This window comes from Oceanicola sp. S124 (assembly GCF_000220565.1).
Classification (GTDB): domain Bacteria; phylum Pseudomonadota; class Alphaproteobacteria; order Rhodobacterales; family Rhodobacteraceae; genus Pseudooceanicola.
This window is the reverse complement of sequence record NZ_AFPM01000170.1, coordinates 20,227-43,835: the sequence shown is the minus strand read 5'-3', so window position 1 is coordinate 43,835 and position 23,609 is coordinate 20,227. Positions and strand designations below refer to the sequence as shown.

27 protein-coding genes and 1 pseudogene are annotated in these 23,609 nt (G+C 67.9%); 16 read left to right on the top strand and 12 right to left on the bottom strand.

Going from position 1 to position 23,609, the window contains the following annotated elements; translation table 11 throughout:
- Positions 1-34: 34 nt before the first annotated feature.
- The 5 genes from thyX (at position 35) to OS124_RS24505 (ending at position 3,966) form a co-directional block, all read left to right on the top strand.
- A complete protein-coding gene (gene thyX / locus OS124_RS0112135) occupies positions 35-943 on the top strand; it encodes an FAD-dependent thymidylate synthase (protein WP_010139921.1) in 909 nt (302 codons plus the stop codon).
- 593 nt (positions 944-1,536) lie between these two features.
- On the top strand, positions 1,537-2,142 hold the full coding sequence (locus tag OS124_RS0112130; RefSeq protein WP_029375386.1) for a hypothetical protein: 606 nt from the start codon (positions 1,537-1,539) through the stop codon (positions 2,140-2,142).
- A 403-nt stretch (positions 2,143-2,545) separates the two neighbouring features.
- A complete protein-coding gene (locus OS124_RS0112125; RefSeq protein WP_010139919.1) occupies positions 2,546-2,956 on the top strand; it encodes a DUF2177 family protein in 411 nt (136 codons plus the stop codon).
- 189 nt (positions 2,957-3,145) lie between these two features.
- Complete coding sequence (locus OS124_RS24510; RefSeq protein ID WP_010139918.1) at positions 3,146-3,472, top strand: hypothetical protein; 327 nt, start codon at positions 3,146-3,148, stop codon at positions 3,470-3,472.
- A 134-nt stretch (positions 3,473-3,606) separates the two neighbouring features.
- Entirely contained in the window at positions 3,607-3,966 is a 360-nt protein-coding gene (locus OS124_RS24505; protein WP_010139917.1) for a hypothetical protein, read from the top strand.
- A gap of 64 nt (positions 3,967-4,030) precedes the next feature.
- Here the strand turns inward: OS124_RS24505 and OS124_RS0112110 are convergent, their stop codons facing one another.
- Entirely contained in the window at positions 4,031-4,237 is a 207-nt protein-coding gene (locus OS124_RS0112110; RefSeq protein WP_010139916.1) for a cold-shock protein, read from the bottom strand.
- A gap of 192 nt (positions 4,238-4,429) precedes the next feature.
- On the opposite strand from OS124_RS0112110, the gene OS124_RS0112105 reads away from it, so the two are divergent.
- Both OS124_RS0112105 and OS124_RS0112100 read left to right on the top strand, forming a co-directional pair.
- Positions 4,430-4,744, top strand: a complete 315-nt coding sequence (locus tag OS124_RS0112105; RefSeq protein ID WP_010139915.1) for an arsenate reductase family protein — start codon at positions 4,430-4,432, stop codon at positions 4,742-4,744.
- Between the two features lie 34 nt (positions 4,745-4,778).
- Positions 4,779-5,147 (top strand): hypothetical protein, encoded by a 369-nt coding sequence (locus tag OS124_RS0112100; RefSeq protein WP_010139912.1) that lies wholly within the window; start codon positions 4,779-4,781, stop codon positions 5,145-5,147.
- Here OS124_RS0112100 and OS124_RS0112095 read toward each other — a convergent pair.
- The 4 genes from OS124_RS0112095 to OS124_RS0112080 all read right to left on the bottom strand — a co-directional run bounded on the left by OS124_RS0112095 (position 5,080) and on the right by OS124_RS0112080 (position 7,697).
- Positions 5,080-5,673 (bottom strand): DoxX family membrane protein, encoded by a 594-nt coding sequence (locus OS124_RS0112095; protein ID WP_010139911.1) that lies wholly within the window; start codon positions 5,671-5,673, stop codon positions 5,080-5,082. The genes OS124_RS0112100 and OS124_RS0112095 overlap by 68 nt on opposite strands.
- On the bottom strand, positions 5,670-6,425 hold the full coding sequence (locus OS124_RS0112090; RefSeq protein WP_010139910.1) for an HvfC/BufC N-terminal domain-containing protein: 756 nt from the start codon (positions 6,423-6,425) through the stop codon (positions 5,670-5,672). Before OS124_RS0112090 ends, OS124_RS0112095 begins: the two co-directional genes overlap by 4 nt.
- Entirely contained in the window at positions 6,422-7,273 is an 852-nt protein-coding gene (bufB, locus tag OS124_RS0112085) for an MNIO family bufferin maturase (RefSeq protein WP_010139909.1), read from the bottom strand. Before bufB ends, OS124_RS0112090 begins: the two co-directional genes overlap by 4 nt.
- A gap of 109 nt (positions 7,274-7,382) precedes the next feature.
- The gene (locus OS124_RS0112080) at positions 7,383-7,697 is read right to left on the bottom strand and encodes a BufA1 family periplasmic bufferin-type metallophore (protein ID WP_010139908.1); all 315 of its coding nucleotides are present in this window, start codon (positions 7,695-7,697) and stop codon (positions 7,383-7,385) included.
- A 167-nt stretch (positions 7,698-7,864) separates the two neighbouring features.
- Between OS124_RS0112080 and OS124_RS0112075 the strand changes: the two genes are divergently transcribed.
- Genes OS124_RS0112075 through OS124_RS0112065 form a run of 3 tightly spaced genes read left to right on the top strand, consistent with a single transcriptional unit; the run spans position 7,865 to position 9,646 of the window.
- A complete protein-coding gene (locus OS124_RS0112075) occupies positions 7,865-8,518 on the top strand; it encodes a sigma-70 family RNA polymerase sigma factor (RefSeq protein ID WP_010139907.1) in 654 nt (217 codons plus the stop codon).
- Positions 8,515-9,159 carry an NrsF family protein gene (locus OS124_RS0112070; RefSeq protein ID WP_010139906.1) on the top strand — a complete coding sequence of 215 codons (645 nt, stop codon included), beginning with the start codon at positions 8,515-8,517 and terminating at the stop codon, positions 9,157-9,159. The genes OS124_RS0112075 and OS124_RS0112070 overlap by 4 nt, the downstream gene beginning before the upstream one ends.
- Positions 9,160-9,217: 58 nt before the next feature.
- Entirely contained in the window at positions 9,218-9,646 is a 429-nt protein-coding gene (locus OS124_RS0112065; protein WP_010139904.1) for a VOC family protein, read from the top strand.
- A gap of 73 nt (positions 9,647-9,719) precedes the next feature.
- Here OS124_RS0112065 and OS124_RS26570 read toward each other — a convergent pair.
- Positions 9,720-9,950: pseudogene (locus OS124_RS26570) on the bottom strand (DMT family transporter); the annotation flags it as partial.
- 389 nt (positions 9,951-10,339) lie between these two features.
- Positions 10,340-12,286 (bottom strand): threonine--tRNA ligase, encoded by a 1,947-nt coding sequence (thrS, locus tag OS124_RS0112055; RefSeq protein ID WP_010139901.1) that lies wholly within the window; start codon positions 12,284-12,286, stop codon positions 10,340-10,342.
- 173 nt (positions 12,287-12,459) lie between these two features.
- On the opposite strand from thrS, the gene OS124_RS0112050 reads away from it, so the two are divergent.
- Together OS124_RS0112050 and OS124_RS0112045 are read left to right on the top strand one after the other, a co-directional pair.
- On the top strand, positions 12,460-13,716 hold the full coding sequence (locus tag OS124_RS0112050; RefSeq protein ID WP_010139900.1) for an MFS transporter: 1,257 nt from the start codon (positions 12,460-12,462) through the stop codon (positions 13,714-13,716).
- A gap of 57 nt (positions 13,717-13,773) precedes the next feature.
- On the top strand, positions 13,774-14,535 hold the full coding sequence (locus OS124_RS0112045; protein ID WP_010139899.1) for an alpha/beta fold hydrolase: 762 nt from the start codon (positions 13,774-13,776) through the stop codon (positions 14,533-14,535).
- Positions 14,536-14,550: 15 nt separating this feature from the next.
- Here OS124_RS0112045 and OS124_RS0112040 read toward each other — a convergent pair whose 3' ends face one another.
- The 4 genes from OS124_RS0112040 to fsa all read right to left on the bottom strand — a co-directional run bounded on the left by OS124_RS0112040 (position 14,551) and on the right by fsa (position 17,871).
- On the bottom strand, positions 14,551-15,252 hold the full coding sequence (locus OS124_RS0112040) for a CDP-alcohol phosphatidyltransferase family protein (protein WP_010139898.1): 702 nt from the start codon (positions 15,250-15,252) through the stop codon (positions 14,551-14,553).
- A 117-nt stretch (positions 15,253-15,369) separates the two neighbouring features.
- On the bottom strand, positions 15,370-16,317 hold the full coding sequence (locus OS124_RS0112035) for a tyrosine recombinase XerC (RefSeq protein WP_010139897.1): 948 nt from the start codon (positions 16,315-16,317) through the stop codon (positions 15,370-15,372).
- Positions 16,314-17,030: a DUF484 family protein gene (locus OS124_RS0112030; RefSeq protein ID WP_010139896.1), complete on the bottom strand. Its 717-nt coding sequence runs from the start codon at positions 17,028-17,030 to the stop codon at positions 16,314-16,316. The genes OS124_RS0112035 and OS124_RS0112030 overlap by 4 nt, the downstream gene beginning before the upstream one ends.
- Before the next feature lie 187 nt (positions 17,031-17,217).
- Positions 17,218-17,871: a fructose-6-phosphate aldolase gene (gene fsa / locus OS124_RS0112025; RefSeq protein ID WP_010139895.1), complete on the bottom strand. Its 654-nt coding sequence runs from the start codon at positions 17,869-17,871 to the stop codon at positions 17,218-17,220.
- A 185-nt stretch (positions 17,872-18,056) separates the two neighbouring features.
- Here fsa and OS124_RS0112020 point away from each other — a divergent pair, with 185 nt between their 5' ends.
- The 4 genes from OS124_RS0112020 (at position 18,057) to OS124_RS0112005 (ending at position 23,195) form a co-directional block, all read left to right on the top strand.
- The gene (locus OS124_RS0112020; RefSeq protein ID WP_237708110.1) at positions 18,057-20,210 is read left to right on the top strand and encodes a primosomal protein N'; all 2,154 of its coding nucleotides are present in this window, start codon (positions 18,057-18,059) and stop codon (positions 20,208-20,210) included.
- Between the two features lie 211 nt (positions 20,211-20,421).
- Positions 20,422-21,657 (top strand): MFS transporter, encoded by a 1,236-nt coding sequence (locus OS124_RS0112015; protein ID WP_010139893.1) that lies wholly within the window; start codon positions 20,422-20,424, stop codon positions 21,655-21,657.
- Between the two features lie 114 nt (positions 21,658-21,771).
- Positions 21,772-22,647, top strand: a complete 876-nt coding sequence (locus OS124_RS0112010) for a 50S ribosomal protein L11 methyltransferase (RefSeq protein ID WP_010139891.1) — start codon at positions 21,772-21,774, stop codon at positions 22,645-22,647.
- A 152-nt stretch (positions 22,648-22,799) separates the two neighbouring features.
- Positions 22,800-23,195, top strand: a complete 396-nt coding sequence (locus OS124_RS0112005) for a hypothetical protein (protein WP_138919515.1) — start codon at positions 22,800-22,802, stop codon at positions 23,193-23,195.
- Between the two features lie 110 nt (positions 23,196-23,305).
- On the opposite strand, the gene OS124_RS0112000 is transcribed toward OS124_RS0112005, so the two are convergent.
- Positions 23,306-23,503, bottom strand: coding sequence for a DUF1127 domain-containing protein (locus OS124_RS0112000; RefSeq protein WP_010139889.1), 198 nt, complete (start codon positions 23,501-23,503; stop codon positions 23,306-23,308).
- Positions 23,504-23,609: the final 106 nt, after the last annotated feature.

The following is a 23,609-nucleotide window of genomic DNA, read 5'->3' as shown; positions in this document are numbered from 1 at the left end:
GGTGGATACCGATCTAGTGTAAAGGATTCGCCCCATGCCGCTTTCCCCCGATCAGCAGGCTGAAATCGACGCGCTGCGTGGCCAGACGCAGCCCACCCTGCGGGCCACCGTGCCGGGGATGGAGGCGCATCTCTACAAGGCCTATCCGGTGCTCGACCACGGCTTCGTGCGGGTGGTCGACTACATGGGCGACGATGCGGCGATCTGCCAGGCGGCGCGGGTCAGCTACGGGCGCGGCACCAAGTCGGTGCAGAACGACGAGGGGCTGATCCGCTACCTGATGCGCCACTGGCACAGCACCCCCTTCGAGATGTGCGAGCTGAAGCTGCACGTGAAGCTGCCGGTCTTCGTCGCCCGCCAGTGGATCCGCCACCGCACCGCCAACGTCAACGAGTACTCGGCCCGCTACTCGATCCTCGACCGCGAGTTCTACATCCCCGCGCCCGAGCACCTCGCGGCGCAATCCGTGGTCAACAACCAGGGCCGCGGCGAGGCGCTGACCGGCGAAGAAGCCGCCCGTGTGCTGGAATACCTCAAGGCGGATTCGTCCCGGGCCTACGACCACTACGCCGAGATGATCAGCCAGGAGGACGGCCAGCAGGGCCTCGCCCGCGAGCTGGCGCGGATGAACCTGCCCGCCAATGTCTACACGCAATGGTACTGGAAGGTGGACCTGCACAACCTTCTGCACTTCCTCCGCCTGCGCGCCGACGCCCATGCCCAATACGAGATCCGCGTCTACGCCGAGGAGATCTGCAAGCTGGTCGCCGACTGGGTGCCCTTTGCCTACAAGGCCTTCGAGGATTACCGCCTGGGCGCGGTGACGATGTCGGCGCAGATGGTCGACTGCCTGCGCCGGATGATCGCCGGCGAAGAGGTGACCGAAGAGAATTGCGGCATGAGCAAGCGGGAGTGGCGGGAGTTTATGGGGGTCGTGGGGTGACCAGATTGGTGCCGGAAGGGTTTAGCGCCTTTCCGGCAACTTTGCTGCAAGCCGTCGTCGCGAAGCCGGAGAACGGCAAGGAGATTTCCCTTGGCAATCCTCGGTCTGGAGTTGTGGTCTGACAAGGGCCGGATAGCTCGGCTCTGCTGAAGAAAGTCCAAACCGGGAAGGTAGATGAGCGGCTGTGGCTCCGGATCGGGTATTCCGGCGACGGCGGCATCAAGGGAAATGCCGGGCAAAACTTCTGGGATGGTCTGGCCGGGCTGACCTTCGGCGGCATTACAAGCCTGCCTGTCGAGCCAAGCCAGCGTCATCCACCTATCTTGCGGAACTTGGTTATCCGCGACATTCGATGCGGCGAGATTGCGCTCAATGTAGAGAACGTTGTTTTCCGCAATGTCACCGCAGCTCGAATGCGGATAGCGGCCAGGCCGGGAGGTAGCGTTCGTCTCGAGAATTGCACCATCGCGCGACTTGAGATCGTCGCTGATGCGGGTGCTGATTTTTCGTTCAAGGGAGGCTCTATTCTATGCTTCACGTTTCCGGATGGCGTCGAGGCATGAAGCATCGATGTTTCCGGTACGTTGATTTCCATGCGCCCGCAGCGGAAGTCGGTTTATGGGGTCCCTGGTCAGCAGCCAAATGACCAGCAGGCGCCCAGCTGGATCTTTTTCGATTCCGTTTCGTTCCGAGGTCTCCACAAATGGGCGCAGGAGAAGGAAGATACCAAGCTTGCACATCAGATGCGGGGCCATCAACTCTCGGTAGATTATTATTTGGTTGATCGTTCCGAACGACCCTTCCTTACACTCTGGTGGCTCTTCGGAAACTACGGCCTCAGCCTGTGGCGCCCGCTTCTCTGGCTGCTCCTGTCCTTCGCCGTCTTCATGAACCTGCTGCTCTGCTTTGGCTCTGTGCCCGGAATTGAGCCGATGGCGGTTGCCAGCGATGTGCCAGCCGGAAGCGTCGCGGACGGTTGGCGCAACGTGCTGTTCGGCGATGACATGCGCGCCCAGTTCTCGCGCGCCGTGGTCGGCGCGACCGAGAGCATCTTCTCTCCGGTGAATGTCTTTTCGACTCGCAAGCTCGTGGTGCCGAAAGAGGCCTGGGTGGCCGTCGTCCAATTCTTCTACAGCTACCTATGCCTCGGCCTCATCTTCCTCTTCGGCTTCTCCATTCGACGTCGTTTCAAGGTTTGAAAGGCAGATGCCGCCTTCCGCGCGCGGAGCCTGAATGGCGCTTACGTCTCGCAGGCCCTTGTGAGCGTCTAGTCAGCTTCGTTCGGGCAAATGCTGTTGCGCGTGCCAGCCGACCCGCCGTCCCAAGGCACGGTGGATTGCCATCCACCCTACGCCTGCCATGCCCGGATGCCCGCTGCGGCCGCCACAGCGCGAGGCTTGCGCCGCCAGCCAGCGCCCCGCTGCCCTGCCGCACCGTGCCCCGCCCCAGCCGTAGGGTGGGTGGCACCCCACCGTGCGCCCGGTCTGGTGCCCTGTCGGCCCGCCGCACGCAGCCTAGGCAACTTCGCCCACCCCCCCCCGCAAAACTGATCCACCCGCCGCTGCTCCGCGTATCCTTGTCGACTACTCGGGAGGTCGTCACATGCAAATGCTCACCCTTTACCTGATCACCGCGCTGATCTTCCTCGGCCTTGATGTCGTCATGCTGAAGACCGTGATGCGGCCGCTCTTCGAGACCCGGCTGGGGGACCAGCTGCTGGAGGATCCGCGCCTTGGCGTGGCGGCGGTCTTCTACCTGTTCTACGTCGGGGCGCTGCTATGGTTCGTCTCGGTCCCAGCGCTCGAGGACGACCGGCCGCTGAAGGCGCTGCTGGGCGGTGCCCTGCTGGGCGCGATGGCCTATGGCACTTACGAGTTCACCAGCTATGCCGTGATGCGCGACTGGTCGCCGACCATGGTTGCCGTCGATTTGACCTGGGGCACGGTGCTGACCGGGGTCTCGGCCTGGGCGGGGGTGGCGGCGACGCGGGCTCTGTTCCCTGCGGCGGGGTAGGGCGCGCCGGGCAGGACCCGCGCGGCTGTTCGGGACAGGTCGGCTCCAGGCTGCTGCCGGCTACGGCAGGGTCAAGAGGCGCATCGAGAGTGGCGAGACCGGTGTGGAGCCATCCGAAATCCGTTCTCTCGGCGCGCAGGGCCTGCTAACCTCGGGGAAAGCCGGAAGGTTTCATCAGAGGATTTCTCCATGCTCCGCTTCGCCGCCGCCCTGCTGATCGCCGCTGCCCCCCTGGGCGCGCCCCTTGTCGCCTCGGCGCAGGGGCTTGTGGTCAACGACATCTACCAGGGCCACACGGTGCCCACCTACGGCACCAGCTCCTACTACGACAGCCCGGCGATAACGCCCTATCCTAGCGATACCAACTACTGCCCCGCTGGCCTGCAGCCGGTGGTGCTGGGCGGAGAGGTCTCCTGCGGGGTGCCCAATGTCGCCAGTGGCGACTGGAACCGTCACGGGACGGGCTATCGCGGCTATGCGGATCCCAGCTACTACGGTTCGAAGTCGCCGAACTGAGGCGCCTGACGCAGCGCGAGAGGCATCGAGGCAGGGGGCGACGTCCTTCTGCCCCGCGCCGGGCGGGTGTCCGGACATTGTGATCGATGGTCCGTCATGAATCTGTTACGCTTCCGGGGAGGAGGCAGCAGATCATGTCGATCACCCCCGACCTTGCCGCGAGGGCCGGATCCGGCGCCGGGCGGATCACCGGTCCATTGCTGACCGTTGCGCTTGCCCTTGCCGGTGGCGCCGTCGGGGCGGCTTCTCCGATTGCCGAGGTGATATGTGACCGCACACCGATGATGGAACAGCGCCTGAAGACGGCGATGAATTCGGAACGCGAGGGCCTCGGCCTGCGCGGACCGGAACAGGTGATGGAGCTCTGGACCACGCCGCGCGGCGACTGGACGATGGTTGTGACCTACGCCAACGGCAAGTCCTGCATCGTCGCGATGGGAGAAGCCTGGCAGGGGGGCCTTGCCGGCGACAGCGCCGGTCAGGACCCGACGTGAGCCCCCCGGCTGGCCGGTCAGGGGGATCACGCATGTCTGGGTATCTGATCGTGACCCGTAGGGGTCAGAGCAGTTTCAGCTCTCCGGCCATCTTGCGGCCGTCGCGTCCCTCGGTCAGCTCGTAGCCGACCTTCTGATTGTCCGCCAGGCCGGTCAGACCCGAACGTTCAACCGCTGAAATGTGGACGAAGACGTCTTTTCCACCCTCTTCGGGTTCGATGAAACCATAGCCTTTGGTCGTGTTGAACCACTTTACGGTGCCTACAGGCATGCCGTTTCTCCCTCTTGCCGTTCCGCCCCGGTCCTCCGGGGATCTTCAATGCGGCAATCAACCCCACAAATTCCGGGATCCGGTACCTTGCCACATGGTCAGGATTGCATTCGTTTTGTAAAAAGCAAGCAAAACAAGGGGCGTTGAGGAAAACGGCCTCGTATTTCCCGGAATTAGACGAAAGGGACAGCGATGAAGCTATACGGACTGAAAACCTGCGATACCTGCCGCAAGGCGGCGAAGGCCCTGCCGGCGGCCGAGCTGGTGGATATCCGCGCCACCCCCCTGCCGGATGCGCTTCTGGACCGCGCTTTGCAGAGCTTCGGGCCGGCCCTGCTCAACACCCGCTCGACCACCTGGCGCGGTCTGGACGAGGCCGAGCGGGCCCGCCCGCCGCGCGATCTTCTGCGCGATCACCCCGCCCTGATGAAGCGCCCCCTTATCGAAGCGGGTCCGGATCTCTATCTAGGTTGGACGAAGGACGTTCAGCAGGCGCTCGGGGCATGACCCGCGCCCGCAATCGGAAAGGAAGGAGCAGCCCTTGCGCAACGCGGCATTGATCCTGGGACTGATCGGCGGCCTGATGGCCCTGGTCGTGGGCTTCGCAGGCTACGGCTATACCGAGGCGATCCGCGCCTATGGCGAGGTCGACGGGCTGTTCCGCCAGGTCGCCAATGTCGAGGCGCTGCGCACGGCGGCGCTGCTTTCGCCCATTCTGGCCATTGCCGGGGCCGGCATGGCGCGGGCCCGGGCGCTCTGGGGCGGGGTGCTGATGCTGGGCTCGGCCGGTGTCTTCTACATGGGCTTCGGGGTGACGGTCTTCACCCTCTTCCCCATGGCCTTCATCGCGATCGCGGGCCTTCTGGCGCTGGCCGCAGGCCGCCCGGACGAGCCGGTGCGCCACTTCTGAACACCAGCCGGTCCAGCGACAGGGCGCCCGCGCCCTTGACCGCCAGAACCAGCAGCGTGAAGACCCAGAAGGCGCGCTGATCCAGGATCACCCCGTCGGGCATCCGGTCGAACCAGGCGCCGAGCGTGGCGGGATGGTCGATCCCGCCATGGCCGTAGAGATCCGTCAGGCTCTGCACCGCGATGAAGCCCACCATGCCAAGCGCCGCCAGCCGGGTCAGCAGGCCCAGCACGAGCAGCGCGGGCAGGGCGAACTCGGCCCAGGTGCCGGCAGTGACCACGGCCCAGTGGACCGCGCCCAGCTTCGAGGTGTCATAGCCCGCCGCCTCGAACACCCTTGGGAAGATCTGCGCATAGGCGCCGACCGAGGGGCGCAGGACCCCCAGCACGCCATCCCCCAGCTTGGTGACCGCCGAAGCCCAGAAGTAGGGCAGCAGAACGGCGGCGAAGATGAAACGGGCCAGCAGCGGCAGCAGCGGGGCCAGGTGGTCCAGAACACGGGCCAGGGGGGCGGTCGGATCCGTCATGTCGGTATCTCCAGCGAGGTCAGGGCGCCGCTTTTCAGCAGCAGGCCAAGGAGTGCGGGAAGGTCGGCGTCGGGGGCCTCGGCCAGCGCGGCCTCCGACGCCGCCTCGGCGCTCCGTCCCTGGCCGAGAGCGTCGAGGAAGCCCGCTCCACCGGCGGGCAGGTGATGGGCCGTCGGGTCGAAACCGGGCCGCGTGATCAGGATGTCCTCGGCCACCGGCCGTGGCGGCGGGCCGTCGTGATGGGCCAGTTGCCAGATCTGCCAGAGCGGCCAGGCCGAGCGGACCACCCGCAGCGAAGGGGCCAGCCCGAGGCGAGCGCGAGCCAGGTCTGCGGGCGGGATGGCGGCCAGCCGGGCGGGATCCAGCGGCGTGGCATCGGCGGCGTGGTAGCTTTCGCGACGCGCCAGATCCAGCCGCGCCACGTCGGGCAGGTAGCCCATGTGGGCCAGCGGCTGGAAACTGCGCAGAAAACCGGGCAGGGCCGCGCCATAGCGGAACATCAGCGGCGAGCTTGGCGGATGCGCCCGCAGGAAGGGCGCCGCCAGGGCGCGCAGGTTGTCCTCGCCCAGCAGGGCGCGCAGGGTCGGGAAGCCCTCGACCACCGCCTCGGTCAGGCCGACGGCGACATTGTTGCGATACACGGCAAAGCGCCGCCCGGCGGGGCCGCCATGGCCATTGCCCAGCCCCTCGGGCACCGGGGCCTCGGGGCGCAGCATCGCGGTGCGGAAGTCGGCCTGCGTCGGGGGGCTCATGCGGCGGCCCTCTGCAGGGCGGCCCCGGCGCGCGCGGCCTCGGCGGCCAGTACCGGCCAGTCGGGCAGGTCGTTGTCCCATTCGATCAGCAGCGGCTTCGGCCCCGAGAGCGTCAGCACCTCGTCCAGCAGCGCCCAGACCGGATCGGCCACCTCGCGGCCATGGCTGTCGATCAGCAGCGGCCGGCCCGCGTCATCCTCGTCCTCGTCATGGCCGCCAAGGTGGATCTCGCCCACCGTCTCCAGCGGGAAGTCCTGCACGTAGGCGCGCGGATCAAGGCCGAGGTTCACCGCCGAGACGAAGACGTTGTTGACGTCCAGCAGCAGCCCGCAGCCGCTGCGCCGGGCCACCTCGCGCAGGAAGGCGGTCTCGGTCATCTCGCTTTCGTCGAAGGAGAGGTAGGACGAGGGGTTCTCGAGCAGCATCTGGCGGCCGAGCGCATCCTGCACCTGACCGACGTGAGAGACCACGCGATCCAGCGTCGCGGAGGTATAGGGCAGGGGCAGCAGATCGTTGAAATAGGCGCTGTCATGGGTCGACCAGGCGAGGTGCTCGGAGAAGCTGGCGGGCTGGAGCCAGTCGCAGAGATCGCGCAGCCGGGCGAGGTGCGCGCGATCCAGTGCGCCCTCGCCGCCGATGGACAGGCCGACCCCATGGACAGAGACCGGGAAGCGTTCGGCCAGGCGACGCAGCATGGCAATGGGGCGGCCACCGTCGCCCATGTAGTTCTCGGCGTGGATCTCCAGCCAGCCGACGGGGCCGGCATCCTCAAGGATCGCGCCGTAGTGCCGGGCCTTGAAGCCGACGCCGGGCAGGGCGGGCAGGCGCGAGGGGCTCTGGTCGAACATCGTCTCTCTCTCTCCGCTTCGGGGGACTTGCGAAAGCCGCGCGGGGCTTGCGGAAACCTCCCGGAAGGGGGCGCCCCGGGACCGGCCCGGGGCGCGCGACGTCGGGGCCTCAGCCCTCCATCGGCAGGTCGCGGTCCAGGGCTTCCAGCGCGCCCATGCGGGGGGTGCCGTCGGCCATGGCGGGCAGCTCGATCATGGTGCACTTGCCAGCGTCGACGAGGGTCCAGGCATTGCCCTGGTAGTCGACCTTCGAGGTGCCGGCGCAGGTGGTGCCGGGGCCGGCGGCGCAGTCGTTCTCGCCGGCCATGGACACGCCGAAGCACTTCTCCTTGGCCATCTCGTCCGCGACGGCGGTGGTGGCATGGGCGGTCAGGGCGGCAGCGAAGGCACCGGCAACGGCGGCGGTCTTGAGGATGGTGGACATGGGTCTCTCCCTTGCATGTTCCGATCGGCACGCCATCGTGGCGTCCGTGCCTTGCCATTCGCGGCGCCGGGCGCCTGCGTTACAGGCCTCACGAACGAGTGAAGAGATTGCGGAAAATTGCCGGCTGGCTGTAACGTTTGGCAGACCGCCCGCGAAGGGAGAGGGGAATGAACGACCGTAACGCGCTCTGGGGGGATCTTCTGCGCCGGGGCAACGCCGGTGACGGGGTCGCCTATGCGCGTTTCCTGACCGAGGCCCTGCCGGTGCTGCGCAATATCGCACGGGCGCGGCTGGCCGGCGGCTCGGCCGAAGAGGTCGAGGACGTGGTGCAGGAAGCGTTGATGGCGATCCACGCCAAGCGCCACACCTGGCGCGAGGGCGACCCGGTCACCCCGTGGCTCTATGCCATTGCCCGCTACAAATGCGCCGACGCGGCGCGCAGGCGGCGGGCGCGGGGCGGCGGCGGCGAGGTGCAGATCGACGACCTTGCCGAGGTGCTGCCCGACGAGGCCCAGGGCGAGGTCACCGCGGCGCGCGACCTGGGCCGGCTTCTGGGCCGGATCGAGCCCCGCGCGGCGGGCATCGTCCGCGCCGTCGGGATCGAGGGCGAAAGCGCCGGAGAGGTCGGCGCCCGTCTCGGGATGAGCGAGGGCGCGGTGCGGGTGGCCTATCACCGCGCGATGCGGCAACTGAAGGCGCTGGCCGGTGGCGACGACGCGGCAGGGGGGGATCCCCCGGACGGGAGGGCGCGGCAGGACGAGGCCGCAGGACAGGAACGGGACGGCCAAGAGGCGGCAACGACAGTAGGACGACGACGATGAAGACCGAAGACCTGATTTCCGCACTGGCGGCGGATCCCGTCGCAAGCGCTCCGGTCCCCCGGGTCGAGAGCCGCCTGCCGGGGTTCCTGGTGCTGGGGCTGCTGGTCACCGCGCTGGCCTTCACGCTGGTGCTCGGACCGCGGCCCGACCTTTTGGCGGCGCTGGCCCGACCGATGGTGCTGGCCAAGACCCTGTTGCCACTGCTGCTGGCGGCGCTGGCGCTGCCACTGGTGCTGCGCGACGCCCGCCCGGGGGCGCGCTTCGGCCTGCCCGGCACGCTGATCTGGGCCGTTCCGCTGGCGGTGGCCGGTCTGTTCCTGCTGGCCCTGCTGACCACGGCGCCGGCAGATCGCCTGCGCCTCTTCCTCGGGCATTCGATCCCGGTCTGCCTGCCTGCGATCACCCTGTTGTCACTGCCCATCCTGGCGGGCCTGCTTGCTGCCCTGCGACGCGGAGCCCCGGTGCGCCCGGCCCGCTGCGGCGCGCTGGCGGGGCTGGTCGCGGCAGGGCTGGCGACGGCGATCTATTCGACCTTCTGCATCGAGGACAGCCCGCTGTTCTACGCGGTCTGGTATTCGGCCGGCGTGGGCATTGCCACCGGCCTTGGGGCGGTGGCGGGGCGTCGATGGTTGCGCTGGTAGGCGGGCCCGTGCCGCCGCGTCTTGCGCGGCGCGCAGCAGAGGAAGGGCCAGGGCCGGCATGATCTCCTATGTCACCGTCGGCGCCGATGACATCGGCAAGGCCAGACGCTTCTACGACGCGCTGCTGCCTGCCCTGGGCTACGGGCTGACACTGGGCCCCGAGGGGCTGAGCTATGTGCTGCCCGTGCCGCCGGGCATCCCGGCCCCTCCGGATTTCTACGTCAAGCCGACCTTCGACGGCGGTCCGGCCTCGGCGGGCAATGGTGCCATGGTCGCCTTCGAGGCCACCTCGCAGGCGCAGGTGCGCCAGCTGCATGCGGCGGCACTGGCGGCCGGGGGCACCGATGAGGGCGCCCCCGGCTTTCGCGCCGCCTACGGGCCGCGCTTCTACGTCTGTTACCTGCGCGACCCGCAGGGCAACAAGCTGGCCCTCTTCTCGAGCCAGCCCGACGAGCCGGGCCGCGACGACGCCCCGGCACCGGGCTGAGCCCCGCCTGGTGCGGGGAGCCCGAGAAGAGGTTGATCACCAGCACACCGCTGACGATCCGCCCGATGCCGAGCAGCGCCATCGCGTCGAGGCTCTGCCGGAAGACGAAGACGCTGACCAGAGAGGTCAGGACAATGCCCAGCCCGCCCCAGATCGCCTGGGCGATGCCAAGCGGCAGCACCTTCAGCACATGGGGCAGCAGGCAGAAGGACAGGGCGTAGAGCGCCACTGTGAGCGCCGTCGGCACCAGCCTGGTGACCTGCTCGCTCTTCTGCAGGGAGCCGGATCCGATGACCTCCAGGATGATTGCTCCACCGGGGGCGAGATAGGCTGCGGCCTGAATTTACAGGATATCGGACCCTTTCTGGCCTCCGTGGCGACCCTGGCAGGCCAGGGATCGGAAGGGACCGGAACGTTGTCCGCTCCCCCGCGCGATCGCTGGGGGATGGAGGCCGAGACGGAGACGACCCCGCGCCGCGGCGGGTTCAGGAGACACCACCCTGCAATTCTATCTCAGGCCTGCCCTGTCTGGATCCGGTGCCCTCTTCGGGCAATCGTCGCCACCGCACCGGCATGCCTGCGAAATTGCAGGCAGCCAGGTGGGGCGCACCGGGCAACCACTGGGCAACCAATCGGCAGGGGCAAAGCAAAAGGGCGCCCCGAGGGACGCCCTTTCTTCGGTGCTGCCTGGCCTTACAGCTGATCCGGCGCCAGGGCCTCGCGGGCCAGCTGATCGACGATCTCGTCCAGGGTCTGCGTCTTGGTCTGCTTCTCGCCGAGGCGGCGGGTCGAGACGGTGCGTTCCTCGACCTCCTTCATGCCGCAGGCGAGGATATAGGGGACCTTGCCGACAGAGTGTTCGCGGACCTTGTAGTTGATCTTCTCGTTGCGCAGGTCGGCCTCGGCACGCACGCCACGGGCGCGCAGCGCCTCGACAACCTCGAGGCAGTAGGCATCCGCATCCGAGACGATGGCCGCGACGACCACCTGACGCGGGGCCAGCCAGATCGGCAGCTTGCCTTCCGAGTTCTCGATCAGGATGCCGATGAAGCGCTCGAAGCTGCCCAGCACGGCGCGGTGCAGCATGATCGGCATGTGCTTCTCGCCATCCTGGCCGATGTAGCTGGCGCCCAGACGCTCGGGAAGGTTCGGGTCGACCTGCAGCGTGCCGCACTGCCACTCCCGCCCGATGGCATCGGTCAGGGTGAATTCCAGCTTCGGACCGTAGAAGGCGCCTTCGCCCTCCTGGATCTCGTAGTCGTAGCCGGCGGCCTTGCAGGCATTGCCAAGCGCCGCTTCGACGCGATCCCAGCTTTCCTCGGTGCCGACGCGCTTCTCGGGGCGGGTGGACAGCTTGATCGTCCAGCCCTCGAAGCCCAGGTCGGCGTAGATATCCGCGAGGAAGGCGATGAAGGTCTTCGTCTCGGCCTCGATCTGCTCTTCGGTGCAGAAGATATGCGCGTCATCCTGGGTGAAACCACGCACCCGCATGATGCCATGCAGAGCGCCCGAGGGTTCGTAGCGGTTGCAGCTGCCGAACTCGGCCATGCGCAGCGGCAGGTCGCGATAGCTCTTCAGGCCGCGGTTGAACACCTGCACGTGGCAGGGGCAGTTCATCGGCTTCAGCGCGTTGATGGTCTTCTCGCGCGCGTGTTCCTCGTCCACTTCGACGATGAACATGTTTTCCTGGTAGTTGCCCCAGTGGCCCGAGGCCTCCCAGAGCTTGCGGTTCACCACCTGCGGGGTGTTCACCTCGACATAGCCACCCTGGCGCTGCTTGCGGCGCATGTAGTCCTGCAGCTGGGTGTAGATGGTCCAGCCGTTCGGATGCCAGAAGACTTGCCCGGGGGCCTCTTCCTGCATGTGGAACAGCTCCATCTCGCGGCCCAGCTTGCGGTGGTCGCGCTTGGCGGCCTCCTCCAGCATGGTGAGGTGGGCCTTCAGCTTCTCCTTGCCTGTGAAGGCGACGCCGTAGATCCGTTGCAGCATCGGGCGCGAGCTGTCGCCGCGCCAGTAGGCCCCGGCGACCGACATCAGCTTGAAGGCATCGGCGGGCACCTGGCCGGTGTGCTGCAGGTGCGGGCCCCGGCACAGGTCCTGCCAGTCGCCGTGCCAGTACATGCGCAGCGGCTCGTCACCGGGGATGCTCTCGATCAGCTCGACCTTGTAGGGTTCGCCGCGGTCCTCGTAGTACTTGATCGCCACGTCACGGTCCCAGACCTCGGTCTTGACCGGATCGCGAAGGTTGATGATTTCCTTCATCTTCTTCTCGATCTCGCCCAGATCTTCCGGGGTGAAGGGCTCGGCGCGGTCGAAATCGTAATACCAGCCGTCCTTGATCACCGGGCCGATGGTGACCTTCACGTCGGGCCAGATCTCCTGCACGGCGCGGGCCATGATATGCGCGAGGTCGTGGCGCACCAGCTCATTGGCCTGCACCTCGTCCTTCATCGTGTGGATGGCGATGCTGGAATCGGCCTGGATCGGCCACTGCAGATCCCAGTGCTGGCCGTTGACGGTGGCGGAAATGGCCTTCTTGGCCAGCGAGGTGGAAATGCCGGCGGCGACCTCGGCAGGGGTCACACCTGCATCGTAGTCGCGCGCATTGCCATCGGGAAAGGTGAGGGAGATCTGGGACATGCAAGTCCTCCTCGTCAGTTTGGCGCCCACGGAACGCCCGGTTGCGGGTTATGGTGCGGCTCTTGTGACGCGGCGCGCGGGCGGGGTCAAGACCGGTCGGGGCGGGGCAGCGAAAGCGGTGAACCGGATGCAGCCCTGCCACGTTGGGTTCCCGACCAACGGAAGGGCCAGTCATGACCGAACAAGAGCTATTCGCGCAGATTTCCGGGGCCGAGGACGAGGCGCCGGACCGGCGCGAGGGCCGGAACGGGCTGCGAGAGATCGCGGCCCTGTCGATGACCAAGATCAGCGACGGGCTGATCGATCCCAAGCTGGTGCTGTCCTGGTTGCTGAACGCCCTCGGTGCGCCCGCGGCCTTTGTCACTGCCCTTGTCCCGATCCGCGAGGCCGGGGCGCTGCTGCCGCAGATCCTGCTGGCCTCGAAGCTGGAAACCCTGACCCGGCGCAAGTGGATGTGGGCGGCGGGTGCGGCACTGCAGGGCCTGGCCGCGCTGGTCATCGCCGCCTCGGGGATGCTGCTTGAGGGCTGGCTGGCGGGGCTGGCGATCTGTGCCGCGCTCGCGGTGCTGGCGCTGGCGCGGGCCGCCTGTTCGGTCTCGTTCAAGGAGGTGCAGGGCAAGACCATCGCCAAAACACGTCGCGGGGCGGTCACCGGCACCGCCTCGTCGCTGGCCTCGGTCGCGGTTGTCACCTTCGCGCTGCTGCTGCTCTCGGGCCTGTTGCAGGACCGGGGCGCGGTGGTGGCCGCCGTGGCGCTGGCGGGCTTGCTCTGGCTGGCGGCCGGGGCGCTGTTCTCGACGCTGAAGGAACCGGCCAGCGAGGTCGAGGACAGCTCCGGCCTGCCTCCCCTGCGCGCCACCCTGCGCGAGGACGCCGACCTGCGCCGTTTCATCGCCGTGCGCGGGCTGCTGGTGCCGACGGCACTGGCGCCGCCCTATATCGTGCTGCTCTCGCAACAGGGCGGCGAGGGGCTGCTGGGACAGCTCGGGGCGCTGCTGCTGGCCTCGGCGCTGGCCTCTTTCCTGTCTTCCTATGTCTGGGGCCGGCTGGCCGACCGCTCGTCGCGCAGGGTGCTTTCGGCGGCGGGCTTTGCCGGGGCGGCGTCCATGGCGCTGATGCTGTGGCTGCTCTGGGCGGGGCTGGCGCGGGCCGTCTGGGCCGGACCGGCGGTGCTGTTCCTGCTGATGGTGGCCTATCACGGCGTGCGGCAGGCGCGTTCGACCTACCTTGTCGACCTGGCCCCCGAGGACGCCCGGGGCCGCTATGCCGCCGTCGCCAATACGATGATCGGCTCGATCCTGTTGCTGGCCGGGCTCTTCGGCGGGGCGGTCTCGACCCTCTCGGCGGCCTGGGCACTGGCGGGCTTCGCGGTGGTCTCGGCCTTTGGCGGGGCGCTGGCGCTGACCCTGCGGGAGGTCGAGCGTGGCTGATATTGCCCTCGGCTGCGGCCCATGCCAATCATTCCCCCGAAACGAGGGGAGCCGCAGATGACCGAAGCAAGCCGCATCGCCACGCCGCAGGGCCGGACGCTGGCCTATCACCTGAGCGACGGGGCGGGCGATGGCCGCCCGACCGTGGTCTTCCTCGGGGGATTCAAGTCCGACATGGGCGGTACCAAGGCGGTGTTCCTCGAAGACTGGTGCGCAGCGCAGGGCCTCGGGTTCCTGCGCTTCGACTACTCCGGGCACGGCGAGAGCTCCGAAGCCTTCACCGACGGCTGTATCGGCGACTGGGCCGAGGATGCCGAGTTCATCCTGTCCGAGGTCACCTCGGGCCCGCTGATCCTGGTCGGGTCCTCCATGGGCGGCTGGATCTCGCTGCTGATGAGCCGCCGGATGCCGGAACGTCTCGCCGGGCTGGTCACCATCGCGGCCGCGCCGGACTTCACCGAAGACAGCATGTGGGCCGGTTTCACCGAGGCGCAACGGCTGGCGCTGGAGATGGTCGAACAGGTCGCCCTGCCGTCGGAATACGGCGAACCCTACGTGATCACCAAGCGGCTGATCGAGGACGGGCGCAACCATCTGCTGCTGCGCGATCCGGTGCCGCTGCCCTTCCCGGTGCGCTTCCTGCATGGCACGGCAGATGTCGACGTGCAGCTGTCGGTGGCGATGCGCCTGCTCGAGCGCGCCACGGGCGAGGATATCCACCTGCGGCTGGTCAAGGGTGCCGACCACCGCTTTTCCACGCCGGAGTGCCTGGCGCTGATCGGCGGGGCCATCGAAGAGGTGCTGGCGGCGCGCCGCTGAGGCGCGCCCTTCGCGTCAGCGGGTCTTTTCGGGGATCAGTTGCTGCGCGATGCCGGCAAGCAGCAGGTAGAGGCTGACGATCACCAGCAGCACCTCGGTCCAGTCGGGCATGACGAAGTTGCGCAGGGTGCCATAGAGCGCCAGCGCCACCCAGAGCCCGGCCATCGGCAGCGTCACCGCACGCCAGCGCTTGGTGCGCACGGGGTGGATGAACTTCAGCGGCAGGAACATCATCGGCGTCAGCACGAGGATGATGGCGACCATGATGGTCCAGTGCGGCTCTGTGGCGAAGAAGACCAGCACCACCATGTTCCAGCAGCCCGGGAAGCCCCAGAAGCTGTTGTCATCCGTCTTCATCCGCGTGTCGGCGAAGTAGACCGAGCTGGCGAAGGCGATCAGCAGTACGCCGAACCAGCCCGTCCAGCCCGGCAGCAGGCCGCTCTGGTAGAGTGCGAAGGCCGGGATGAAGACGTAGGTCAGGAAGTCGATGATCAGGTCCAGCAGCACCCCGTCGATCTGCGCGGCATGGGTCTTGACGTCGTAACGACGCGCCAGAGGCCCATCCAGACCGTCCACCGCGAAGGCGACGACCAGCCAGAGATACATGGTTTCCCATGCGGAATTGGCGGCGGCGATGATCGCCAGCATGGAAAAGACCGCACCCGTGGCGGTCAGGAGATGGACGGAGACGGCGCGGGCGCGGGGGGATGTCATCATGGAAGAGGCTAGTCACACTTCTGTCGTCTAGACAAGTAATTGCCGCCGGAGCGGCGGCCGGAAGGGGCCAGTCGGGCCAGTGTTGCCCAGTGCAGGCCAGCGTAGCCCGGTGCGGGCTCAGCCGCGCGGGTGCGCCCTGCGGTAGACCTCCATCAGGCGGGCACTGTCAACGGCAGTGTAGGCCTGGGTGGTGGACAGGCTGGCGTGGCCCAGAAGCTCCTGGATGGCGCGCAGGTCGCCGCCGGCGTTCAGCAGGTGGGTGGCGAAGCTGTGGCGCATGGCATGGGGCGTGGCGCTGGCGGGCAGCCCCATCTGGGCGCGCACCTGCGCCATGGCCTTGCGGATGGTCTGGGCGGGCAGGGGGCCGCCCCGGATGCCACGGAACAGCGGCAGCCCGGCCTCCATCGGCCAGGGACAGAGCGCCATGTAGCGCTCGACGCTGGCCCGAGCGGGGGCGATCAGCGGCACCACGCGCTCCTTGCCGCCCTTGCCGAGGATGCGCAGGCTGGGGCCAAGCGGCAGATCGGCCCCGGTCAGCCCGAGCGCCTCGGAGATCCGCAGCCCGCAGCCATAGAGCAGGGTCACCACCGCCACGTCGCGGGCGGCGACCCAGTCGCGGGGGTCCTGCTCGCCGAGCTGCTCCAGCATCTGCGCGGCATCGGGTTCGGACAGGGGGCGCGGCAGCTTGCGCTGGTAGCGCGGTGAGCGGGCCGAGAGCACGGCGGTGGCATCGAAGCCCTCGCGCTCGGCCAGCCAGCGGTAGAAGCCCTTCACCGCCGAGAGCTTGCGGGCCAGGCTGCGTGCGCCGCAACCGCCGCCGCGCAGGTGCGCCATCCAGGCGCGCATGTCCGACAGTGAGATCTCGGTCAGGGGGGCCAGGCCCTGCGGGCCGCCCTTGTGCAGGCTCATGAACGAAAGGAACTCGGCCAGGTCGCCGCGATAGGCCTCGATCGTGTTGTCGGCGCGGTCCAGCAGCGCGGCCTGCATCTGCAGCCAGCCGGTCAGGGCATCCCGCGCGGCGGCAGAGATCGACAGGCCGCCGTCGCTGCGGGTCGGGCCGCTCATGACAGCCAGCGGCGCATCGTCCTTTCGAAGATGCCCGCGAAGAAGGTCAGCAGGTCGGTGCCCTGCTGGGGGGTGAACTGGTGTGGATCCTCGGACCCCATCAGCAGCATGCCGGGCAGGCGGCCGGGGCCGAAATCCAGCCGCAGGCAGGCTTCCGAGAAGGTATATGCGGCCTTTTCGCCATAGAGCTCGACCGGCCCGGCCTCGATCTGGCGCAGCACCACCTGGCGCGCCGGTGCGCTGCGCTGCCCGTCCATGTAGGCGGCGATATAGCCCGGCTCGACCACCCGCAGCACGTCACCGAGGCGCCGCACGGCGGGGTCGTCCCCGGCTTCGTTGGACTCGAGCACCAGGTGCATCGAATCGACGCCGAGGATATCGGCCACCTCGCCGCCCAGATCCCGCAGGAAGGTCTCGAAGTCCTGCGCATCCAGCATCCGCAGCAGGGCGCGGTGGATCTGGTTGGTGCCGGCGAGGTTCTCGTAGGCGGCGGCGATGACGCTGCGGTGGGTGTCCTCCAGCCTGTCGAGGCGGGCTTCCAGCCGCTCCATCGCGATGCCGCGCAGATCGACGATATTGCCGCCCATCGACTTCTCGTTGGCGGCCACGAGGGCCTGCATCATGTCGCGGTCATCAAGGATGAAATCGGGCCGCGCCAGCACGTGTTCGCGCAGCTTGCGGTCCAGCTCGGGCTTGCCGTTGGGGGTGTTCATGCCTGCCTCGGATCGGTTCTTATTGTCGGGACGGTAACAGAAGTTGCCGCCTTTTTCGCGCCTTTTCGGGCCGAAGGTCCAGAGCGGAAGCGGGCAGGGCACAGACTTTGGTGCCGGTGCCGGAAACAGGAAAGCGGAGGGGGTTTCCCTCCGCTTCCGTAGTGTCATCCGCAGGGGCGCGTGGGCCTCAGAGGATCTTGATTCCCGCGTCCTTGATGTCGGCCAGGAAGGCGGCCAGGCCCTTGTCGGTCAGGGGGTGGCTGGCCAGCGCCTTGATCACGGCGGGCGGCGCGGTGATCACGTCGGCGCCAATCCGCGCAGACTCGGCCACGTGGTTCGCGGTGCGGATCGAGGCGGCGAGAATCTCGGTCTCGAAACCGTAGTTGTCGTAGACGGTGCGGATGTCCTCGATCAGCTGCATGCCGTCCAGGTTGATGTCATCCAGGCGCCCGATGAAGGGGCTGATGAAGGTCGCGCCCGCCTTGGCGGCCAGCAGGGCCTGGTTGGCGCTGAAGCACAGGGTGACGTTGACCATGGCGCCCTCGTCCGACAGCACCTTGCAGGCCTTCAGGCCGTCCCAGGTCAGCGGCACCTTGACGGCGATGTTCTCGGCGATCTCGCGCAGCTTGCGGCCTTCGGCGATCATCTGGTCGGCCTCGGTAGCGACCACTTCGGCCGAGACGGGGCCGGCGACCAGGTCGCAGATCTCCTTGGTGACTTCCAGGATGTCACGGCCGGATTTCTTGATCAGCGAGGGGTTGGTGGTGACGCCGTCGACCATGCCAAGCTCATTCAGCTCGGCGATGGCGGGGACGTCGGCGGTATCGACGAAGAACTTCATGGCTCAGGTTCCCGAGGTTGCATTGTGTCGCCCCGCGTTTACCCGATAGAGTGCAGTGCCGAAACCCCTCACACGCGAGCGTGCCTTTGGCCGACCCCGATCCACATTTCCCCGGTTCGCTCTTCGACGAGACCCCGGCCTACCACTACGCCCCCGCCGATTACGCGGCCGGAGAGCTGGTCTCGGTGCTGACCACCCAGCCGCTGGACCGCCCGCTGGACTACCTGGCGCCCGAGGGCGGGGTGGCGGACGGCGCCTTCGTCATGGTGCCGCTCGGCCCCCGGCAGGTGCTGGGCGTGGTCTGGGGCAGGGGGCTTGGCGGCTTCGACCTGAAGAAGGCCCGCCGCATCCATGCGGTGCTGCCGGTGCCGCCGATGCGCGAAGAGATGCGGGACTTCCTGACGAAAGCGGGTGACTACACGCTGACCTCCATGCCCGCCATGCTGCGGCTGGCCACCCGCGCGCCGGGGCTGACCAACCCGCCCTCGATGCAGAAGGTCTACCGGATGGGCGATCGCGACCCCGACCGGATGACCGATGCCCGGGGCCGGGTGTTGGCGGTGCTGGAGGAATTCGGCGGCCTCGCCTTCACCCTGAAGGAGCTGTCGGATGCCGCCGGCGTCACGTCGTCGGTGATCAAGGGGCTGGTGAAGCTGGGCGCCGTCTTCGAGGAAAACACCCCCCGCGATCTGCCCTTCCCGCGCCTCGATCCCGATCTGCCGGGCAAGGCGCTGTCCGAGGCGCAGCAGTTCGCCGCCGATACCCTGCGCGAAGGCATCACCTCGGGCCGCTACGGCACAACCCTGCTGCGCGGCATCACCGGCTCGGGCAAGACCGAGGTCTACCTGGAAGCCGTCGCCGCCTGCCTCGCCCAGGGGCGCCAGGCCATGGTGCTGCTGCCCGAGATCGCCCTGTCTGCCGAGTTCCTGACCCGGGTCGAGAAGCGCTTCGGCGCGCGCCCCGCCGAATGGCACTCGGGCGTCACCATGACCGAGCGCCGCCGCACCTGGAAGATGGTCGCCGAGGGCGGCGCGCAGCTGGTCGTCGGCGCCCGCTCGGCGCTGTTCCTGCCCTACCGCGATCTCGGGTTGATCGTCGTGGATGAGGAACACGACAGCTCCTACAAGCAGGAAGATGGCGTCCTCTACAATGCCCGGGACATGGCGGTGCTGCGCGCCTCGATGGCGGGCGCCCAGGTGGTGCTGGCCTCGGCCACGCCCTCGCTGGAAAGCTGGGTCAACGCCCAGGCGGGCAAGTACCGCCGCCTCGACCTGAAATCCCGCTTCGGCTCTGCCGCCCTGCCGGAAATGCGCGCCATCGACATGCGGACCGAAGACGTGCCCAAGGGCCGCTGGATCTCGCCGCGCCTGCAATCCGAGGTCCTGAAGCGCATCGAGGCGGGCGAACAGGCGCTGCTGTTCCTCAACCGGCGCGGCTATGCGCCCGTCACCCTCTGCCGCGCCTGCGGCGACCAGATCGAATGCCCGCAATGCGACGCCCGCATGGTCGAACACCGCTTCCAGAAGCGCCTGATGTGCCACCAGTGCGGCGAGACCATGCCGATCCCCGACACCTGCCCCAAGTGCGAGGCGACAGGCACCCTGTCGGCCGTCGGCCCCGGCGTCGAGCGCCTGACCGAGGAAGCGACCGCGCTCTTCCCCGAGGCGCGTATCGCCACGCTCAGCTCCGATCTCTTCGCCTCGGCCCGCGCCCTGAAGCAGGCGGTCGAGACCATCGCCACGGGCGGCGCCGACATCATCGTCGGCACCCAGCTTGTCGCCAAGGGGCACAACTTCCCGCTGCTGACCCTCGTGGGCGTGATCGACGCCGATCTCGGCCTGCACGGTTCGGACATGCGGGCGGCGGAAAAGACCTTCCAGCTGATGCGTCAGGTGGCGGGGCGGGCGGGACGGGCCGACCGGCCCGGCGAGGCCCTGATGCAGACCTACCAGCCAGAGCATCCGGTGATCCGCGCCATCCTCTCGGGCGACGAAGAGGATTTCTGGAATGCCGAGGCCGAGAGCCGCTCGCAGGCGGGCATGCCGCCCTTCGGGCGCATGGCCGGGATCGTGCTGTCCTCCGAGCGCCCCGAAGAGGCTTTCGAAGCCGGCACCCTGCTGGCCCGCCACGACGGCCCGATCCGCCAGGCCGGCGCGGTGGTCTACGGCCCGGCCCCGGCGCCGATCGCCCGGATCCGCGGCTGGCACCGGGTGCGGATGCTGGTCAAGGCGCCCAAGGGCGTGGCCCTGCAACGGGCGGTCTCTGACTGGATCGGCGGGGTGCGCCTGCCGAAGACCCTGCGCCTGTCGGTCGATATCGACCCGCAAAGCTTCTACTGAGGGGCGTCCGGCCCGCTGCCGGGCACCGCCCCCCGCAGCATCACCAGGCAGAAAATACTCCGGGGGAATTGAGCCCGTCAGGGCTCAAGGGGGCAGCGCCCCCAACCCGGCATCCCCCGCGTGACCCCGCGAATTCCGCACAATCCGCTCCCCACTCCTTGCGCAATCATTTTTCTGGGCGTTTCGCGCGACCGGGGGTAAAGGACATCGCATGACACGCACGACTCCCCTTGCCGAAGCGCAAAACCTGCCCTTCTGGCGCCGCCCGCTGGCCCTGCTCTTCGTCATGGCGGCGGCGATGCCGATCTCCTTCGCCACGTGGTCGGCGCTGCTGAACAATTTCGTCATCGAGGCGGCAGAGTTCAACGGCTCGGACATCGGCTGGCTGCACACCCTGCGCGAGATCCCCGGCTTCCTCGCCATCGGGGTGATCCTGGTGCTGCTGATCGTGCGCGAGCAGACCCTGGCCCTGGTCTCGCTGACCCTGCTCGGCATCTCGACCGCGCTGACGGCCTATTTCCCCAGCATGGGCGGGATCCTCGTCATCACCTTCCTCAGTTCGGTGGGCTTCCACTACTACGAGGCCGTCAACCAGTCGCTGCAGCTGCAATGGCTGACCAAGGAAGAGGCGCCCCGGGTGCTGGGCAAGCTGCTGGCCACCGGCTCGGCGGCGACGCTGGTCAGCTACGGGCTGATCCTGCTGCTCTGGGATCCGCTGGGACTGACTTACAACATGGTCTACATGGCCGCCGGTGCCACCACTGTCGCGCTGGTCGCCTTTGCCCGCTTCGCCTATCCGCAGTTCGAGGCGCCCAATCCGCAGCGCAAGACCATGGTGCTGCGCCGCCGCTACTGGCTCTACTACCTCATGCAGTTCATGGCAGGGGCCCGGCGGCAGATCTTCGTCGTCTTCGCGGGCTTCATGATGGTCGAGCGCTTCGGCTTCGACGTGCACGAGGTCACCTCGCTGTTCCTCATCACGCTGGTGTCGAACATGATCCTCGCCCCGGCCCTCGGCCGCGCGGTCGGCCACTTCGGCGAGCGCCGGGTGCTGCTGGTGGAATATGCCTCTCTGGTGGTGATCTTCCTGATGTACGGGGGGATCTACTACTTCTCGTGGGGGTTGCTGCTGGCCTCGGTGCTCTACGTGGTCGACAATATCTTCTTCGCCCTGGCCCTGGCGCTGAAGACCTATTTCCAGAAGATCGCCGATCCGGGCGACATCGCTCCGACCGCCGCCGTGGCCTTCACCATCAACCATATCGCGGCGGTCTTCCTGCCTGCGGGCCTCGGCTACCTCTGGCTGGTCGCGCCGGGCGCGGTCTTCTTCCTTGCCGCCGGGATGGCCGCCTGTTCCTTCCTCTTCGCGCTGATGATCCCGCGCCACCCGGAACCGGGCTACGAGACCATCTTCGGCAGCCGGCCGCGACCCGAGCCGGCAGAGTAGGGCCCGTCCGCCGGCGTGCCTTGCCGGGGCTGCCCAACCGGGCGGCCTTACAGGATTGCTTGACGGGGGCGCGGGCAGGCTCTACCCCCGCGCCAAACCGCTAGCGAGGATACCATGGCCACCTGGACCGCCCTGACCACCCTGACCAGCAAGGCCGACGCCGAGGCGCTCGGCGCTGCCATGGAGAACCTCGTTCCCGAGGCCACCGGCATCGGCGTCTTCGAGGTCGAGGACGACTCGGGCCTGTGGGAGGTCGGCGGCTACTTCGAGGAAAAGCCCGATATCGCCGGTCTCGAACTGCTGGCCAAGATGAATGGTGCCAAGCCCTTCGCGGTGTCCGAGCTGCCCGAAACCGACTGGGTTGCCCATGTGAAGCGCGAACTTGCCCCGGTCGAGGCCGGGCGCTTCTTCGTCTATGGCTCCCATGACGCCGACAAGGTGCCGAGCGACCCGGCCAAGATCCCGCTGCTGATCGAGGCCGCCATGGCCTTCGGCACCGGCCACCACGGCACCACGCTGGGCTGCCTGCGCGCGCTGGACCGGCTGGACAACGAAGGCTTCTCGACTGACCGCACCGCCGATATCGGCTGTGGCACCGCCGTGCTGGCCATGGCCGCCGCGCGGATCTGGCCGGGCACCCCGGTCGCCGGTGATATCGACCCGGTCGCCGTCGAGGTCGCCGAGGCCAACATGCGCGCCAACGACATGGCCGGCCGCGTCACCTGCGTCGAGGCTGCAGGCTTCGGCAACCCGGCGCTGGAAGCCGGCGCGCCCTATGGCCTGGTCTTCGCCAATATCCTGATGGGTCCGCTGATCATGCTGGCCCCCGATATCGCCTCCCATGTCGAGAAGGGCGGCTATGCCATCCTCTCGGGCCTGCTCAACGAACAGGCCCCCGCGGTGCAGGAGGCCTACGAGGCCGCCGGCTTCGCCCTGCATCACGCCGAGCAGATCCGCGAGTGGACGACCCTGACCCTGCGTCGGATCTGATCCGCCCGGACTATCGCCCGCGCCCGCCCTCTTGCCGAAGGGGGAGGCTCCGGCGGTGACCCTTTTCGGCCCAAATGCCGCCCGAATCCCTCGTTAACTTCTTCCGGGCGGCAGTCTTGCCGCGCTCCGGGGGGCCGCAGCGAGGGAAGAAGATGACGCAGTCGATGAACGACTTCGACGACCGGCTTCGCCGGATCGACAGCCAGCGACGACGTGCAGGCCAAACACGGGCCCTCTCAAGGGGCTTGTCACAGGGTCAGGGGCGCACGATGCGCTTCGAGGTGGACGACTACGGCAATGTCCGGCGTCTGAAGACGCGACGCCTGCCGCTGTGGCGCCTGCTGCGCCTGCTCTCTTTCCTGGTGCTGGGGCTCTACCTGTTCAAGGTCGCCGCCTTCGCCACCCTGGGGGAATCCCGGTTCCTTCTGCGCAGCGCGGAACTGGCCGAAGGCTCGGCCTGGAAACGCGGTATCGCCAGCCTCATGCAGCCGGATCCCTTGACCGAGAGCCTTGCCGCGCAGCTGCGCCCACTTCTGAAGTCTCGCTGAACCTGTCCTGTCGATGCGAAGGTCCGGACAAGCAGAAACCGCCGCGGATCTCTCCGCGGCGGTCTTGCCTTTCTACCCCGAAAGCTGCGGCCAGAGCGGCCGTCGCCGGGTTAGAAGCGGGAAACTTCGTCGATGTCGCCGCGCACCAGGCCGATGTCGTTCAGCTCACGGTCGGTCAGGCGGGACAGGGCCTTGCGGGTCACGCGGGCGTCGTTCCAGTTGACGACGGCGGCGATCAGGTGGTGCACGGCCGAAGCGATCGGCAGGGCGAAGGAGGTGGTGGTTGCGTTGCGCGAAATATGGGTCATTGTCTGGTCCTTTCGGGGGGGAGGGCCATCGTGGCCCGGCGTGTTTCTGAAGCAGCAGCTAGGGTTTTCTTTTCGCCCAAACAATCGGCATTTGTGCATGTGAAGC

Excerpts from the sequence above, each read along its gene's own strand:
- thyX (WP_010139921.1), top strand. The coding sequence starts at position 35 with ATGCCGCTTTCCCCCGATCAGCAGGCTGAAATCGACGCGCTGCGTGGC.
- OS124_RS0112130 (WP_029375386.1), top strand. The coding sequence starts at position 1,537 with ATGCGCCCGCAGCGGAAGTCGGTTTATGGGGTCCCTGGTCAGCAGCCA.
- OS124_RS0112125 (WP_010139919.1), top strand. The coding sequence starts at position 2,546 with ATGCAAATGCTCACCCTTTACCTGATCACCGCGCTGATCTTCCTCGGC.
- OS124_RS24510 (WP_010139918.1), top strand. The coding sequence starts at position 3,146 with ATGCTCCGCTTCGCCGCCGCCCTGCTGATCGCCGCTGCCCCCCTGGGC.
- OS124_RS24505 (WP_010139917.1), top strand. The coding sequence starts at position 3,607 with ATGTCGATCACCCCCGACCTTGCCGCGAGGGCCGGATCCGGCGCCGGG.
- OS124_RS0112110 (WP_010139916.1), bottom strand. The coding sequence starts at position 4,237 with ATGCCTGTAGGCACCGTAAAGTGGTTCAACACGACCAAAGGCTATGGT.
- OS124_RS0112105 (WP_010139915.1), top strand. The coding sequence starts at position 4,430 with ATGAAGCTATACGGACTGAAAACCTGCGATACCTGCCGCAAGGCGGCG.
- OS124_RS0112095 (WP_010139911.1), bottom strand. The coding sequence starts at position 5,673 with ATGACGGATCCGACCGCCCCCCTGGCCCGTGTTCTGGACCACCTGGCC.
- OS124_RS0112090 (WP_010139910.1), bottom strand. The coding sequence starts at position 6,425 with ATGAGCCCCCCGACGCAGGCCGACTTCCGCACCGCGATGCTGCGCCCC.
- bufB (WP_010139909.1), bottom strand. The coding sequence starts at position 7,273 with ATGTTCGACCAGAGCCCCTCGCGCCTGCCCGCCCTGCCCGGCGTCGGC.
- OS124_RS0112080 (WP_010139908.1), bottom strand. The coding sequence starts at position 7,697 with ATGTCCACCATCCTCAAGACCGCCGCCGTTGCCGGTGCCTTCGCTGCC.
- OS124_RS0112075 (WP_010139907.1), top strand. The coding sequence starts at position 7,865 with ATGAACGACCGTAACGCGCTCTGGGGGGATCTTCTGCGCCGGGGCAAC.
- OS124_RS0112070 (WP_010139906.1), top strand. The coding sequence starts at position 8,515 with ATGAAGACCGAAGACCTGATTTCCGCACTGGCGGCGGATCCCGTCGCA.
- OS124_RS0112065 (WP_010139904.1), top strand. The coding sequence starts at position 9,218 with ATGATCTCCTATGTCACCGTCGGCGCCGATGACATCGGCAAGGCCAGA.
- thrS (WP_010139901.1), bottom strand. The coding sequence starts at position 12,286 with ATGTCCCAGATCTCCCTCACCTTTCCCGATGGCAATGCGCGCGACTAC.
- OS124_RS0112050 (WP_010139900.1), top strand. The coding sequence starts at position 12,460 with ATGACCGAACAAGAGCTATTCGCGCAGATTTCCGGGGCCGAGGACGAG.
- OS124_RS0112045 (WP_010139899.1), top strand. The coding sequence starts at position 13,774 with ATGACCGAAGCAAGCCGCATCGCCACGCCGCAGGGCCGGACGCTGGCC.
- OS124_RS0112040 (WP_010139898.1), bottom strand. The coding sequence starts at position 15,252 with ATGATGACATCCCCCCGCGCCCGCGCCGTCTCCGTCCATCTCCTGACC.
- OS124_RS0112035 (WP_010139897.1), bottom strand. The coding sequence starts at position 16,317 with ATGAGCGGCCCGACCCGCAGCGACGGCGGCCTGTCGATCTCTGCCGCC.
- OS124_RS0112030 (WP_010139896.1), bottom strand. The coding sequence starts at position 17,030 with ATGAACACCCCCAACGGCAAGCCCGAGCTGGACCGCAAGCTGCGCGAA.
- fsa (WP_010139895.1), bottom strand. The coding sequence starts at position 17,871 with ATGAAGTTCTTCGTCGATACCGCCGACGTCCCCGCCATCGCCGAGCTG.
- OS124_RS0112015 (WP_010139893.1), top strand. The coding sequence starts at position 20,422 with ATGACACGCACGACTCCCCTTGCCGAAGCGCAAAACCTGCCCTTCTGG.
- OS124_RS0112010 (WP_010139891.1), top strand. The coding sequence starts at position 21,772 with ATGGCCACCTGGACCGCCCTGACCACCCTGACCAGCAAGGCCGACGCC.
- OS124_RS0112005 (WP_138919515.1), top strand. The coding sequence starts at position 22,800 with ATGACGCAGTCGATGAACGACTTCGACGACCGGCTTCGCCGGATCGAC.
- OS124_RS0112000 (WP_010139889.1), bottom strand. The coding sequence starts at position 23,503 with ATGACCCATATTTCGCGCAACGCAACCACCACCTCCTTCGCCCTGCCG.